This is a genomic window from Dyadobacter soli (genome assembly GCF_900101885.1).
GTDB classification, from domain to species: domain Bacteria; phylum Bacteroidota; class Bacteroidia; order Cytophagales; family Spirosomataceae; genus Dyadobacter; species Dyadobacter soli.
Window position 1 is genome coordinate 78100 of the sequence record NZ_FNAN01000021.1, and the last position, 15058, is coordinate 93157.

The following is a 15058-nucleotide window of genomic DNA, read 5'->3' on the forward strand; positions in this document are numbered from 1 at the left end:
TCAATGCGTTAAATGTATTTGCGGCGCCGCACCAATGGCCTCTTGCCAACCCTGGTACCCCAACTTCGCCGCGTCATTGGCTGCATTCGGCGTAACCGACGAATGCCCCGCACTTAATTTTTGCAAATAGTCAATGTCCGGATAAACACCCGAATACAATCCCGAAAGATAAGCCGCCCCCAAAGCCGAAACTTCCGGGAAGCCTAGGTTAACCACCGGCTTTTCAAGCAGATCGGCTAACATTTGTACGACGAAATTATTGGACGTTAACCCTCCGTCTATTTTCAATTCTTTCAACGCGATTCCCGTATCCGATTCCATCGCAACGATCACATCCTTGATTTGAAAAGGAATGGATTCTAGCGCCGCGCGGACGATATGGTTTTTGTTTGCATTGAATGTCAGGCCGGTAATGGATGCCTTGCGGTTCATATCCCAATGCGGTGCGCCCAATCCGCTGAATGCCGGAATGAGGTAAACGCCCCCGCTATCTTTCACCGACCGCGCCATCGCTTCCGTTTCGCGAATGTCGTTGAACAGTCCGAGGTGCGATTTGAGCCACTCGATCGTTGCGCCGCAGGTGACGATCACGCCTTCCAGCGCATATTCGACCCTATCACCTGCGCTCCAACCGATTGTCGTCACCATTCCCTGCTGCGAAGGCTTCGGTTCAGGACCGATATTCATCAGAATCGAAGAACCCGTACCCAATGTGGCCTTTGCAATGCCGGGACCAAAGCAGCCTTCTCCAAATGCAGCCGCATGCGAATCGCCGATCATCGCCGTAACCGGTATGACATCTGGAAACAAGCCCCCAAAGTCCGTCGTCCCGAAATGCGACGAAGACGGCTGTATATCAGGCAAATGCAGGCCATCCAATCCGAACGAACGGATAAGATCCTCGTCCCATGCCAATGTTTCAAGATTAAAAAACAGCGTACGCGAGGCATTGGTATGGTCTGTGAGATAGGCCGCTCCGCCGGTCAGCTTGTATAAAAGCCAGGTATCCACCGTCCCAAAAAACGCATTACCTTCTGCAATAGCCGTCTTTACATGCTCATTATAAAGGTTTAACCAAATGACCTTCGAGCCGGAAAAGTAGGGATCGGCCAGCAACCCGGTTTTCCGTCGGATCATTTCTTCCAGTCCCGCAGCGCGTAATTGCTCACACACCGCCGTTGACCGCTTGCATTGCCAGACAACCGCATTGTGCAGCGGACTTCCGTCTTGATCCCACACCACAAAAGTTTCCCGCTGATTGGAAATTCCGCACGAACGGACATCCTCTATACGTCCATTCTTGGATGTGAAATCGGCAATGCATTTCGCTACCGACGCCAGTACATTGTCGTAAATTTCCTGCGGGTCTTGCTCCACCAGCCCGCCATCAAGGTACATCGTACGCAGGGGTTCGCTCCCACGCGCCACAACCTTCCCTTTCTCGTTAAAAATGACGGTTTTAGTACTGCTCGTACCCTGATCGATCGCCAGCACAAACGGGCCGTTCAACATTTTGGAAGCTATGTTTTGAACTTATTAAACCATTTCTCATTCACTAAAACAAAGAAAAGAAAAACAATCGAAAACAAAGCTAAAAAATATTGATTTATTTATGTTATTTATTGCCTTGGGTGCAATTCTCTTGACACAAACTCACGAGCTTAAATCTAGCTACAACATTTTTGTTGCAATCAGTGCTATCATTAGGCCACCCAAGGCCAGAAATGCTAAATCAAGCTTTGAGTCAGGACGACAGATTGTCACGTCAAACGCCAGGTAAACAATCTTCAGTGCTGAGCAAATCGCGATAAAGTCAAAGAAAACCACAGCTACCTCTCGTCCCTGCAAATTCTGGATTCCTTTTTTAACGATAGCAAAAATTATATAAGATAGACAGCCGATCAGGCTAACAGCCAACGAAATGGCATATTGGTTGTAGTACTTCTCCATACAATCATTTAATAGCGTTAATGATTGTAGTTAATTGCAAATGGACTTTTTCGAAGCGCTTTCGACTGGCGCTTTCTTATGCGATTCAGCCTTGGCGTCTTCCACTTTATCAAACCAAAAGCCCGAGCCAGCACCGACTGCAAAGCCGATGATAGCAACAACAGGGCCAAATGGAGAACAAAGAGCCCCTATGGCCGTTCCAAAGATTAGTGGAGTTGCGAGTTCGTATTTTTCTGCATTCGTTTTCATAAAAGTGCGTGGTTTAAAGTTCAACAAATCATTTACTTTAAACCAAAACTAGCACTATTTAAAAGGGATGTCAAGTAACAAACCGGATTTATCCGATATTAAACGTTTGTAGTCGTTTGCAAACGGCTATATATCACATTTAGAGCAAATTAAGTCACCCCTCCGACTCTCCGGAGTCACTTTCAAATTCACCATTTTACCACCTTTCCACTCCCCTTCCACGACCGTATTCTTAGGCGCGTGGAGCTTGAATTGCACGTCCCAATCGCTTGGCCAGGCGGGTAGCAAATAGATCGAATCGCCGTGTGTTTGCATCAGCATCTCCTGGACTCCAATCATCCCCGAGCCGCCCCAGTTATGGTCAGGTACCCAGTCGTGGCCGGGGCCCCAGAATGCCGGGAAGCGGCGACCGGAGTCTTGCAATTTTTTAACGGTCAATGCGGCCGCTTCTTCGGTGAGGCCGAGGCGGGCGCAGAAGATGCCGTCCTGGTGCCAACTGGTGTGGTTCCGATTTTTAATGGCTTCGGTATCGTACTTCCAGGTGTTGATGGCCGTTTCGAGATCGGGCTTCCCGATGCCGTAGATACCATACGGGTACACGGGGTACAGTTGCGGGATTTCCGTGTTTTGAATGCGTTCCCACACTTTCGCGGGCGCAATCGTGCGATGGCCCTGCATTTCGCGGAAACTTAATGGCGGAACGCGTTCCAGTATTTCCTTCCAATGCTTGCGCTGCGGCCCATCGCCGTACTGCGAAGGCAATGCCAGCATCCTTTCCAGCACGGTTTTCAAACCCGCCACAGTGGTCGCGGAATTGTAGGCCATCTTGTAAGTTTCGGCCGCGCTACCGGGGAAAAGGACCAGATGCCCATTCTGATCCAGCTTGGCCGCGCTACGCAGGGACGCGAGGTGCTGGTAATGCTCATCGAAAAAGACGACGCAACTCTCGATAAGCGGCAAATATTGTGAAATATCGGCGCCGGTAAAATGCTGCTGGTCGAGGATCATCAGGCAGAATTCCAGCGAAGTGTCCCACAGGTATTCCAGCCATTTATTGTACTCCACACCCGGGTCATAGCCGGCTGGCCGTTTGGAACTGTACTCGGCATAGTTGGGTAGCCCAAAGTTCTCGATCTGCTCGGTAAAGGACGCGCCTTTGTGGCCCCAGTAATGCTGCGTGCGGGTTTCCGCATTGCCCAGCATCCGTTGGTAGAACTCAAATTGCGGCTTCATCATATCAAAATCGCCGCTTTTGAGCATCGGCCAGTATACGAGCCGTTGGTTTTGCGCCGTAAAAATACCCCCGCCCCAGTTGCGGTGGTCGGCTGAAAAATGATAGGAGGTATCTACAAAAACCGGGTCGTAAGTGAACAGCCCGCCATTGAATTTCGTCGGGTAAGTACCGAATGCATTGCACCCGAGCATATAGCGGAAAAGCTGGTAGTTTCGCCCGACCTGCCATACCGGCGAGGCGCTATCTTTCTTGCTCACATTCAATGCAATATAGCTCCGTTGCCAATACTGCTTCCACCATTCGAGCGTTTTGACACGAGCCGTCTTATCTGTTTGCTTCGCCCCCGCAATAGTTTCCAGAAGTCCCTTTTTCCAGACCGTAATATCACTTTGCTGGTCGGTATGCAGGTAAATGCTCAGTTGAATGCTGCGCGAAGGAGATTTACTTTTTAAGCCAAACCCCTTAAATGGAGCGTCGGCATACCTGCCGGTTGTGACCGACTGATCAACTACCATGTCCCGGCCTGCCATCCATCCGCCGTAGGTGAGGTTTTTAAGCGGATTCCAAAGTTTGGGTTTCACGGCATCCAGCTTTTGCTGGCTCACGATAACGTCAAAAATGGTCGAATCGCGGTTACGGTGGTAAAACAGCACGCCATTGTTCTCGTACCGGACGCTATCCGGGAAAACGGGGACCGTCGGGGCCGCCCATTTGTAGGAACTCGCGCTTCTGGCATTACCTTTCAGTTCGGTCGGCTCGGTCCGCCAGCTCTCGTACCAGGCCTGCGCGGAAATCGGTTTATTGCCGTCGATATCGACGTGCACAGTGGGTTTGAAAACGTCCACCCAAACCTTTACAGTAGCATTCAGATTACCTTTTTTACCTGAAACTTCTACATACCCTTCATTCAGCTTCAACTCCTGCCTGAAACTTTCACCGGCGTCGAACGGGTTCGGCGAAAGCCTCACACGCACGCGCCCGAGCTTGGGGAAGACATTATTTTCATCGAAAACGCCGCTCCGCGAAACGTAAAACAGCAGATCACCCTTTTCAACCCACACATTCAGCCCGATGTCGCCGCCGCCGCACGGCATCGATTCGCCGGAATTTTTGCTTTGGCTGATCCATTTTAAATTATACTGTTCTGTGGAAAAACCCTGCGAAAACGCACTTAAATGACTGACAAACAAGAACAAGAGGCAAACGAACCGGCAAAAGCGAACAGACATGGGCAGTGATGTAAAGGTCACAATGGGTGACCAAAATGTAAATCAGGACTGGAAAACGGTTTTCATAAAAGCAGTGTTCGCCCCGAAGTTACCTTTCACATCACGCGGTTTGGCGGCATCACGCGAGCGCTCGATCACGAGCCAGCCTTTCCAGCCCATTTTGTCGAGCGTAGTTTTCACCTTTTTCATATCGAGCCGGGTGTTGTTTTGCAGCCAGACGCCGTCCTCATCGGTGCAGTGGATCTGGCAAATGCGGTTTTTACCCAATATGCGCAGCTCCTCGCAAAGGTCGCGGCCTTCTTTAAGCGGGTTCGAGAAGTTGAAATAAATTTGAATGCTTTTAGACCCTATTTCTTTGAGCAATTCCACGTCCCCTTTCGCATCCAGGGCAGTTTCGATACCAATCACTACGCCTGCTTTCTCCGCCATTTTGCCCACCATTTTCAGTCGCTCGACGATCGCAGGCCGCAATTCCGGATTTTTGACCAGATCACCCTGGATACCCAGCGGCAAAAAAGCCGTTTTGATATTCATCTGCTTCATTGTTTCAATGCAATCGCCCACCATTTTCTCCACGCCGTCGCGTTTCGCGAACGATTGCGCGTAAAATCCGGTCATGGCCAGCGAGCAAATTTGCAGGTTCAATTCCCTGGCTTTATCGATGTATTGCTGGCGTACGGCGGGGTCGGCGAGCTTGTTATCGAAGGTTGGCCGGTCGCCCAGGCCGCCCATATCCACTTCCAGGCCATCCGCTCCGATTTCACCAGCCAGCGGCAATGCACTCAGTTTTTGCCTTTTTAAAATCATCAGATCGATCACAGCGATCTTGTAGCGCGACTTTTTTGATACACTCGCCATCTCCGCAGCCCACGACGCGAACGGTGCAGCCGCCATTCCGGCAGCGCAGATATTCAGAAAATTTCTTCTTTTCATTGTTTCAAAATCAAATAGGCCACTGTTCTTGCACGATCGCCTTGCCTTTCAGCTTCGACGGATCGATTTCCACATGCTTGATACGCTGCCTGCGCCAGGTGTACACGATGTGCACCATACCGTCAGACGTCTGAATCACAGACGGATACGAATACTGACTAATCGGCGAATCTTCCAGAACCAGTACCGCCTCCCAACTTTTACCATCCTTCGAAACCGCTACATTCAAAGGTGTACGCGGTCCTTTTGGCTGACCCACCGGTGGCTTCACGTGATTGTAAACCAGCAACTGCCGGCCATCCTTCAACGTCACGGCGTCGGTACCCGAGTTGTTGTTAGGCAAACTCGAAGGCGCCACTTCCGACCAGGTCTTTCCGCCATCTTTCGACCACGATTCGACGATCGAGCGGCTCTGGCTGCGGCAAAGTATCTGCATGTCTCCGTTAGCGTACGTCAGCAAGCTTGGCTGAATGGCTTTAATGGCTTTTCCATCGTTAAGCGGTCCTACTTTACGCCAGGTTTTACCAAAATCCGGCGTCACCTCGAAATGCAGCCGCCAGCCAAGTTCCCCTTCGGTACTCGACGGACACCAAAGCTCGCCGTTTGCTAACAGAACCGGCTTGTTTTTCACAGGTCCTAAAAACCCTTCCTGCAATTCCGTCGGCTTCGACCAGGTTTTACCATTGTCTTTCGAAGTGATCAGAAAACCCTTCCAACCGGCCACATTCGGTCCTACTTTGTAAAATAGCATCAAATCGCCCTTCGGTATCTGGTATAAAACCGGGTTCCAGCAGGCGTAACGCAGCTTGTCGTTCACAACGCCGTTCGCCACTTCCACGGGCGCCGTCCATTTATTGTTTTCCAAACGGCTTACCCAGATGCCTACGTCCGGGTTCCGCTCTTTCGTTCCGCCAAACCACGCCGCTACCAGCCCGGAAGGCGTTTCGGCGATGGTCGAAGCGTGGCTTTCGGGAAATGGCGCCGTTTCAAAAATGAATTCGTCGACGAGGATACCGTCCTTAAAGTTTTGAGCATGAGCAGGCAGGGTCAAAAATGCTGCTGAGCCGCATAGGAGCCATTTCAGTAATGTTCTTCGCATGGGTTGGTGCATGGGAATGTAGGTTAATGCAGGGTTATGGGTTAATTAAAATCCGGGAAATCGTATCGGCAGAGCCCGCTTTTTTACCATTCACAAAAACCTGCAAGCCTTTGCCTTTTTTGTAATGGCTTCCGTCGCGGTCCCAGAGAATGGTGAGGCGCTTGCCGTGGTAATGCACGTCGTCGAGACAAAACCAGTCCCACTTATCTGCCGGCAGCAATGGGTTAACCTCTATCACCTCGTCCGCTCGCGGGCGCAGGCCCACGAGGCCGGTAATGATCAGGTCGTTGAATGTCGAATGGTTGTAATAGCGGCTGCGCTCCTGGTCGCCTTTGAGCCAGGAACCGGTCTTTTCATCCAGGTACTCACCCACGTACGGCTTGCCACGGTAATATTGAGATTCCACATATTTTTCCAACAATCCAAAATAAGTCGTATCCGCCACCACTTCCGGCTTCGGCGCATTCATACGGTTGGCGAGGCCGGTCAATGTTTGGGAAGTGGCAAATGGCCACACGGCGCCGTCCCATTCGCATTGGCAGCAGCCGTGCGTACGGAACTCGGGATGCCTGCGCTCGGCGGTTGTAAGCCCGAATGGTGCATTGAAACCGGTAGGATCCGATACTTGTTTCCAGGCTCCATCATGCTTTTCCTCCGCGAGGTCAAAATACCAGGGAATGAAGCCGATTGCCTCGCGCACACCGGCAAAAGGTCCTTTGCCTCGCTTCTTTACTGTTTCAAAAAAGGCGCTATCGGCATTCCATAACTTATTGTCTATAAGCCGCTTCAATGTATCCGCCTTACTTTGATACAAACTGCTCAATGCCTGGTCACCTTTCAATGCCGCGATGGCTGAAAGCGCTTTGGCATTGCCATACATGTAACTGTTAATGGTCGGCCGCGCATTCTGTTCCCGGCGACCCCCGCTTAGCGATTCTTCCATGCCGTCTTTCACGTCGGTTTGCCAGAAAAGGCCGCTTTCGGTGCGGCGGTCTTTTTCCCAGGCCTTGTATTCTGAATCGAGATCGGGCAGCATATCGAGCAGGTAAGCCTTGTCCTGCGTCACTTTGTAGCGGTTGTACAATGCATCGGCCGTCCAGCTGCTGAAATTGAGCAGCTTCTTCATGCGCCCGCCTTCGTTCCCGCGGAACCACACGTGCACATTGTCGTTCAGATAACGCTGATCGTGCAGCCAACGGCCTTCGTAAATGTGATGGCCGAGAGCGCAACTGATCATATTGTACTTATCTGCATAATTCCTGTCGACGAGAAACTCGGTGATCACAAAGCCCTGCGGCGTGTTGTGAATGTGCTTCCGGTAAGTCCACCAGCGGTAGTAATATATTTCGCGGAAATTATCCTGCGGACAGTCGAACAGCGGCACATTGGCCTTCATCCACTCCCACGACTGCGCATTCGGGATGGCATTCACCTTGTTTTCATCCTCCATCCGGTTGAAATACGTCACATGATGCTTATAGTCCTCCGCTTTCAAAACCGCCGGCCCCGCCGTTTTACGCGCGCAGCCAGTCAGCCCCGCGAGGCCGATACATACGATGCCAAAACCTATTTTTAAATACCTCATTACTTTTTCGAAAACCAATAAATCACCGGACCCGCCTCATTGGAAACCAGCGAAACCTTTTTTCCTCCTTTTACCTTTTCAGGTTTACCCGAAACAACGCCCGTTCGTGCATTGATGCACTGCATTTGATAATTACCATTGAACTTTGTCAGATCGGCCTCCCCTGGCCCCTCCTGATAAATGATCAGCCCTTCACCTGCTTTGGCCAAAACATATTGCCGGTTATCCTGCGGTTGGCCTGTTACTACCGACGGCTCCATCGCAGAAACGGCTTCCAAAAAACCTTTCGGTAACGCCGGTACCGCGCTCACCGAGCCGCCTGCGAGCAACACCGCCCAGGCATTCTGCTCGGCCCCGTTCGCATTGTACAGCACCGCTTTTTCAGGGTATTTCTTTTTGTATTCCAAAACGGCATTGTACACGGAGTTGAATGACACTTTGCCCGTCTTTTGAATGCGCGCGTGCTGCCGTGGAGCGAGGTTTTTACCCCCTTCCGGTGTGTAATCAGTGCCATTTTCGCGGCGATGCCAGTAGCGGATATCGATAATGTCGACCAATGCGGCATATTTCGCATCAGCCAGGATCGCGTCCTGCACGTCCTTAGTCGTACTCAATGCGACCAAAGCATTTTTGCCTTTTTCCCGCTCCCATTCACCGATCACATCCAGCCAGAACTGCACGAAATGCAGCGGCCCGGTGTATTCGGCACTAATAAACTGAATCACACCGCTTTGACCAGCGAAATTATCGAGGCATTGCCGTATATAAGCCCGGTGCAAGGCCCTCCGTCCGGCATTACCGATGTCGTAAAACTGATCGGCAATGAAAATACGTTTGTCACCGGCGTAAGGCGGCGGTTCCGGGAAGCCTACCTGATTGACATTGTTTGCCGTCCGCCACGGGAAATCGGCGTAATGTGCGCCTGCTTCGAGGATATTGTGCTGAAAATAGTTTTGATGATAGAGCAAAAGCCCTTTCTGGTCGGCGAGCGCCACAAACTCGCGCAGGCGGTTCCAGTACCATTCATTATAATGCTGCAAATCGTATTTACTGAGATCGTCCCAGGCGGCATCCTGGCCGCTTCTGGCAAATGGCTGCTCGTAAAACGGCGGCCAGCTCTCGCCGTCGATGCGGCGGATGCGCTCGTGGTCGTCGCGGCGGCGGTCGTACCAGAGGCCGTAGTTGTGATCTACGACGGTAATATGCTGTTTTTGCAGCGAATCGGTCATTTCCGGCAAATCATCGGTCACGCCTCTACCCACGCGGCCCGGCACATACCGGGTAATGTGCGGCTTGGCGGCACTCACGTCATGCGGACGAATGCTACCGCGCCACCAGGGGACTTCATGGCGCGAACCGGTTACCAGTTCACTGCCGCGCACCAGCCGACCGTTGCGGATGGTCAATGCAGGTAATGTGTTAGTGTTTTTTGTATTGGTAAAACCAATTTCGTCAATCGTTTTGACCGGAGTAGTCGCAGGGGAGACCTCCACGGTAACGGCCACTGTAATCGGGTTGCGCTGCGCAGCCTGGTCGATCCAATCGGTGAGCAGAATGGCCGGCTGATGCGAACCTTCGACCAATGCGGCAGCCTGCGCGAGACTGGGACTGCTGGACGCTTCCGTTTCTTTGGGTACCAGAAAAGATTTGGCGAGAACCGCTTTGCCCAAGCGCTCGGCCAGTTGCGCATAGTACAAGCTGCGGGGCTGGATGTGTTCATTGACATTCTCCCAAAAACCATCGCCCGCAAATGCCGCCCACGCCCCGAATGCAAAATTTTGCGTCCCCGGCGGTGCGAAATTCTCGATCCGCGAGGCGGAACATTGCCAGAATACCGAGTTAGCGGCCGTCCAACCGGCGCCCTGCCCGTCCTGGCCCCTGTTTTTAAAACTCAATGCATTCCCATCCACATTCACGATATCGAACAGCACGCCCGAAGCCCAGCTATCAATGGCCCCGCTGAAACCGTTCGGTAAGCGGGATTCGCATTGCACGAATGCGATCGGGCCGGGCGCGAGGTAGCCTGTCGCAAAATCATGCATTCCATATTCGGCATAGCAACGCTGAAATAGCGTTTGCCCGCCCTGGATAAAAAACGTATTCCGCCGCTGCCCGGCAAGCTCCGAAACCGGTTCCAGCGATTGGCAATCTTCGACGGTAACCTTCGAAGCCGATTCATAAACCGCCACCGCGGAGCCAGCCAAATGCCGGAACATAACCTGCCTGACCCAGGTATTTTCGGCATTTTCAAAAGTAACACCCATCCAGCGATGGTTCTCGTCTTTCAGGTTTTTGGTATTAAAAGTCGATTCGATTCGCAGGTTTTCGACACCTACATGACTAATTCTTCCATTCCATTGATAAGGAATCACCAACCCGCCGCCGAACTTCGCATCCAATGCGGTCGTGATCGGCGCATCGATGGTAATGCTGTTGCCCGAAACGGCCGTCACCGTCCGGTCCCAGGTAACATCGCGTTGTCCGGGCTTCCAGCCGAGCCAGCCGGTTTCCCCACCAAACTCTTCCATTTTCAGGCTTTTGATCCATTCGGCGGTCGAAGGTCGTACAATGCGAATGCGGTCGCCTACTTTCAACGATCCCGCATTTTCAATATCAAAACGCATTGCATTCACCGGTACGTAAGCATCCGCAACGCGCAGTTTAGGTTTTAATACCACATTATCTTCACCAGAAACACGGATCACCGTTTCCCGCGTACGCCCGTCGCCGAGCAGCACCGTGCCGCCCTCTCCTACTCCCGCACCCCGCAAAACAACACCTGACTTCCTCATGACAATACCCGACAAAACCCTATGCGTACCGGCACCGAGCAACACCGCGCCGCGCAAACCGTTGGCATCCAACGGCAACGAGCCCACATAATCCACCGCCGCCTGAATGCGCGCCGTGGCGTCGCCTTCGCGGACGGGCACGGTTACACGTATGGGCGCGTCCGGGATCACCTGTGCACCGGCCATGTAGCCCGCGTACGAGAAATCGATAATGCGGTTACCGAGCGAATCGGGCGCATAAGCCAGCCGCCCGTCCTCAGCCTGGGCCACCGGTGAAGGTTTTTTAGGCTTCTTTTGGCCGAATGCAAGGGGTACCAAAAGAAAATACAATCCTGCCAGCGACAGGATCGTATCGAATTTCATCACCTTAACCAAGTATCTCAGTCTGTCCAAAGCAATACTACTTTTGACCCGGTGCGCCTTTCAGCGAAGCCAGGGTATCGTGGTTATTTTTAGGGTTTTTCCAATCCATTTTCTTCTTCGGATCGATGCCGTTGATGAATTTTTCGATATTGGAATAACCGTCGCCGCTCATGTCTTTGCGGGCATCCGATGCGTCTTTCGGGTTCAAACCGTATTTAACTTCCCAGTCGTTCGGCATACCGTCGTCGTCGGAATCCTGGTAAGGCGTGCCTTTGTACTCGGGGTAACCTCCTACCTGCGAAATGTCGGTGATAATGCCGTTTTTGTACGAATCGATCGGCAGGCGGCGGTGCTCAAACTGTTTCTCCGGCAATTTTACGCCATCGATCGGATTGATCTTCCCTGTACGTACCTGTGTGGTCACGCGTGCATCCACGGGATCGCGGCGCGGGAGCGTGGCACCTGCATTCGCGATCACGTAATCGAACGACTCTTTCGCGCTCATGATAGGGAACGTCGGCATCGGAAGCGGCTCGTGCCATCTGATATTGTCGGTGTATTTGCCCGCATCCGCATGGTCTTCCACCTGCACACCACCGGCCCAGTTGTTTTTAGTGACTTTGTCGTTGCCCTCCATGATGTTGCCATTCACGTAAGCACGGCCGTAAACCTGGTATTTCAGCTTGCTGCGGCCCGCTTCCGGCTTCAAAATACGGTAGCCGATCGGCGAATCTTTCGGTGTTTCGGGGCCCGGTTTGAAGTAGTTGTTCATAATGTTGTACATCGCCCGGTAGTCGCCGCCGTCGATGGAGCGGTGCACCCAGTTGAACACGACATTGTTCACGAAATTGAATATCCCAAACCAGCCGATAGACGGGTTACGACCCGCATTGTTAGCCCAGAGATTACGCATGAACGTGCAGTTCTCACCGCCCAACGTGCTGCCGAATGCGTGGTTCCAGGTATCCAGTGTTTCGGAGAAAATGGAATTCTGAATGGTAATGTTCACGGTCGGGAGTTTCTGCTCCTGCGCCCCGGTGCTGTCGTTGTACATATGGCGGTACATCGACATATTCTCGTCCAATCCCCAGCTCGCCGACACGTGGTCGATCATAATGTTGCCGATCGGGTTGCCGCCGATGGAATCATCCCGACGGCCTACGAAAGTCTCGCCCCGGCGGAAACGCATATGCCGGATCACGACATCGTGCGTGTTGATCCACACGCTTTCGCCCGCCACACAAACACCGTCGCCCGGCGCGGTCTGGCCCGCGATAGTAATGTAAGGCGCACGGATAATGAGCGGCGTTTTCAGCCGGATAATCCCCGCCACATTGAACACGATAATGCGGGCACCGCCCTGCTCACAGGCATCGCGCAAAGTACCCGGACCGCTGTCCGCCAAACTCTTCACCACATAAACCTGCCCTCCGCGGCCACCAAAACTGAATGCGCCACCGCCCTCGGCACCCGGAAATGCGGGAATGTCGGACTGCGGCAGATCCACCGGACGCGCTGCCCAGGGAATGTAGGGCTTACCCTTTTTAGCTTCCGCTTCAATGATCGGCAATGCTTTCTGCCACGCGATCTCCGACTTGCGCTCGGCCTCCGCGAGGAGCGAATCGCTTGTTTTTTTGGCTGCGGACGGGATTTTCGGGTATTGCGCGAATGCGGTTGTACCTAATAAAAGGCCGGCCAGGGCCAAATTAATGGAATGTTTAGGAATGGATATCATATTACAAATATTGTGGTGCGCTGCACCATGGTTTGATTTGATTATCGTGTTCTACAAATATTACGGCGCTCTGCGCCTATCCTGTGAAGGTGCAGCGCACCGCAATATTTGTAGATCGGTGTTTTACGTCATTTCAACGGGTCGAATGTGCCGGATGGCCAGCCAATGTTTTGTTCGAGCCGTGGGTTATTCGTTAATGCCTGTTGTGGGAGCGCGAAAAAGTAGTATTCGGGCAACCAGTTTACGAGGTATTTGGTATCGAGCTTTTTAGGTACGATTTCCATGTAATTTTTGTAAACCGAATCCAGGTTCATACCGTCGCGGCGCGTGGCGAAGTCTTCGGGAGCGGACGCTTTCAGGTTGATCGTCACCCCGTTGCGGCTTTTGCCGTTCAGTACGGTTTCAAATTTCTTCCAGCGGCGCAGGTCGTAGAAACGCTTCCCTTCGAATGCCAGCTCTACTTGTCGTTCGCGTAAAATGGCTTCGAACATTTCCGCGCGGGTCATTTTCGGGTTCAGACCGTAAAAACCATCCGCACCCGACTCGATACCTGCGCGCTTCCGGAGCTCGGTCAGCTGCGTGTAGGCCTCGTCCAACTTGTTCACACCGCAGGCCGCTTCCGCAAAATTGAGCATTACCTCGGCATACCGCATTTCGATCCAGTCGGTACCGGCATTGGCAACGGCTCCTGGCGCGAGGTTCGGGTCGATGGCCTTACGGACGTAGAATCCGGTGGAAGTGGCTTTCTGCTCCACGGTTTTATTGTTTACAAAATAAGTCCATAACCGGTAGTTCGGATTGCCGTTGATCTGCCAGGTAGCACCATTGAATGCGATGGTCTGATTAAAACGCGGGTCGCGGTTTTTGTAGAAAAGCTGCGCGTCGTAGCCCGAGCCTTTTTCCTCGATATTCTTGCCGCTTTTCATCGGGAATGCCTGCACAACCTCCCAGGTAGGCTGGTTGGAACCGCCCGCGGTACCGAGGTAAGAAGGCCTTGTATTGTTGTCCCAGGTCATATTCTTGTTGATCTGGTCACCTACTTTGTTGTTATAGCAGGTTACCCAAACCGCCTCGGGGTTATTCGCCTCCTGGAACCACAGATCGCTGAAACTGTTGTGCAGCCGGAAACCATTGGCCGACAGCACTTCAATCGCCTTTTTGTTGGCATCATAAGCCGCCTGCCAGCGTTCGGGAAGGTCGTTGGGGTTATGCTGCGGACTGGCGTAATGCAGCAGAATGCGGCCTTTGAAACCCGCCGCGGCGCCGCTCGTAATGCGGCCCCAATCATTGGTATTACCCCACCGCGCGGGCAGGTTGGCAATGCTAAAATCCAGGTCCTTCACGATCAACGCAATGCTTTCGGAAGTGCTGTTGCGCGGAATGGCCGCTTCCTCCTTGGCCTCCTCGCCTACGCCTTCGAGCGGTTCGAGCACTATCGGCACGCCGCCGTAAAGCTGCACCAGGTCCCAGTAGCGAAATGCGCGGAAGAACGTTACCTGCGCCATCAGCCGGTTTTTGACATCCTCACTCAAACCGCCGCCCGGTAGCTTGGCCAGAAACTGGTTGATCGAGCGGATTTTACCATAATTATTCGTCGCATTCACGCCGATCCCGAAATCCTGCACGGTATTCACCTGCACAGTACCTTCGAAAAACCGGCTTTCGCCGCCGATCTCGTCGGTGCATTTCAGGAAATCGCCGGTGGGCCAGGTGGGCAGGTTTTGGTCATACACATAATCCACGTAGCCCTTTGCGAGCAGCGTATCGTTGAACACCTGCTCCTCATTGAAAGCGGAAAGGTCTGTTTTGTCGAGTATATTTTCGCAGCCGGTCAATGCAATGCCGAGAAGTGCCGCTATAATCCAATGCTTTTTCATCGCTGTACCGAT

General features: G+C 52.5%; 10 protein-coding genes. All 10 read right to left on the bottom strand.

Annotation, left to right across the window (positions count from 1 at the left end):
* Entirely contained in the window at nt 1-1512 is a 1512-nt protein-coding gene (locus tag BLQ88_RS29300; protein WP_090156574.1) for an FGGY family carbohydrate kinase, read from the bottom strand.
* A gap of 159 nt (nt 1513-1671) precedes the next feature.
* The gene (locus BLQ88_RS29305) at nt 1672-1950 is read right to left on the bottom strand and encodes a hypothetical protein (RefSeq protein WP_229212918.1); all 279 of its coding nucleotides are present in this window, start codon (nt 1948-1950) and stop codon (nt 1672-1674) included.
* 30 nt (nt 1951-1980) lie between these two features.
* Nucleotides 1981-2199: a hypothetical protein gene (locus BLQ88_RS29310; RefSeq protein ID WP_090156575.1), complete on the bottom strand. Its 219-nt coding sequence runs from the start codon at nt 2197-2199 to the stop codon at nt 1981-1983.
* A gap of 126 nt (nt 2200-2325) precedes the next feature.
* Nucleotides 2326-4662: a DUF5703 domain-containing protein gene (locus BLQ88_RS29315; protein ID WP_262485721.1), complete on the bottom strand. Its 2337-nt coding sequence runs from the start codon at nt 4660-4662 to the stop codon at nt 2326-2328.
* A gap of 42 nt (nt 4663-4704) precedes the next feature.
* Nucleotides 4705-5595: a sugar phosphate isomerase/epimerase family protein gene (locus BLQ88_RS29320; RefSeq protein WP_218132965.1), complete on the bottom strand. Its 891-nt coding sequence runs from the start codon at nt 5593-5595 to the stop codon at nt 4705-4707.
* A 10-nt stretch (nt 5596-5605) separates the two neighbouring features.
* Nucleotides 5606-6694 carry a sialidase family protein gene (locus BLQ88_RS29325; RefSeq protein WP_090156636.1) on the bottom strand — a complete coding sequence of 363 codons (1089 nt, stop codon included), beginning with the start codon at nt 6692-6694 and terminating at the stop codon, nt 5606-5608.
* Between the two features lie 34 nt (nt 6695-6728).
* Entirely contained in the window at nt 6729-8279 is a 1551-nt protein-coding gene (locus BLQ88_RS29330) for an MGH1-like glycoside hydrolase domain-containing protein (RefSeq protein WP_090156576.1), read from the bottom strand.
* Nucleotides 8279-11464, bottom strand: a complete 3186-nt coding sequence (locus BLQ88_RS29335) for a DUF6298 domain-containing protein (protein WP_229212920.1) — start codon at nt 11462-11464, stop codon at nt 8279-8281. The genes BLQ88_RS29330 and BLQ88_RS29335 overlap by 1 nt, the downstream gene beginning before the upstream one ends.
* 7 nt (nt 11465-11471) lie before the next feature.
* Nucleotides 11472-13169, bottom strand: coding sequence for a pectate lyase family protein (locus tag BLQ88_RS29340; RefSeq protein ID WP_090156578.1), 1698 nt, complete (start codon nt 13167-13169; stop codon nt 11472-11474).
* 128 nt (nt 13170-13297) lie between these two features.
* Nucleotides 13298-15046: a RagB/SusD family nutrient uptake outer membrane protein gene (locus BLQ88_RS29345; protein WP_090156579.1), complete on the bottom strand. Its 1749-nt coding sequence runs from the start codon at nt 15044-15046 to the stop codon at nt 13298-13300.
* Nucleotides 15047-15058: the final 12 nt, after the last annotated feature.

What these genes read in the sequence shown, in the direction of transcription:
- BLQ88_RS29300 (WP_090156574.1), bottom strand. Translation starts at nt 1,512, where the DNA reads ATGTTGAACGGCCCGTTTGTGCTGGCGATCGATCAGGGTACGAGCAGT.
- BLQ88_RS29305 (WP_229212918.1), bottom strand. Translation starts at nt 1,950, where the DNA reads ATGGAGAAGTACTACAACCAATATGCCATTTCGTTGGCTGTTAGCCTG.
- BLQ88_RS29310 (WP_090156575.1), bottom strand. Translation starts at nt 2,199, where the DNA reads ATGAAAACGAATGCAGAAAAATACGAACTCGCAACTCCACTAATCTTT.
- BLQ88_RS29315 (WP_262485721.1), bottom strand. Translation starts at nt 4,662, where the DNA reads ATGTCTGTTCGCTTTTGCCGGTTCGTTTGCCTCTTGTTCTTGTTTGTC.
- BLQ88_RS29320 (WP_218132965.1), bottom strand. Translation starts at nt 5,595, where the DNA reads ATGAAAAGAAGAAATTTTCTGAATATCTGCGCTGCCGGAATGGCGGCT.
- BLQ88_RS29325 (WP_090156636.1), bottom strand. Translation starts at nt 6,694, where the DNA reads ATGCGAAGAACATTACTGAAATGGCTCCTATGCGGCTCAGCAGCATTT.
- BLQ88_RS29330 (WP_090156576.1), bottom strand. Translation starts at nt 8,279, where the DNA reads ATGAGGTATTTAAAAATAGGTTTTGGCATCGTATGTATCGGCCTCGCG.
- BLQ88_RS29340 (WP_090156578.1), bottom strand. Translation starts at nt 13,169, where the DNA reads ATGATATCCATTCCTAAACATTCCATTAATTTGGCCCTGGCCGGCCTT.
- BLQ88_RS29345 (WP_090156579.1), bottom strand. Translation starts at nt 15,046, where the DNA reads ATGAAAAAGCATTGGATTATAGCGGCACTTCTCGGCATTGCATTGACC.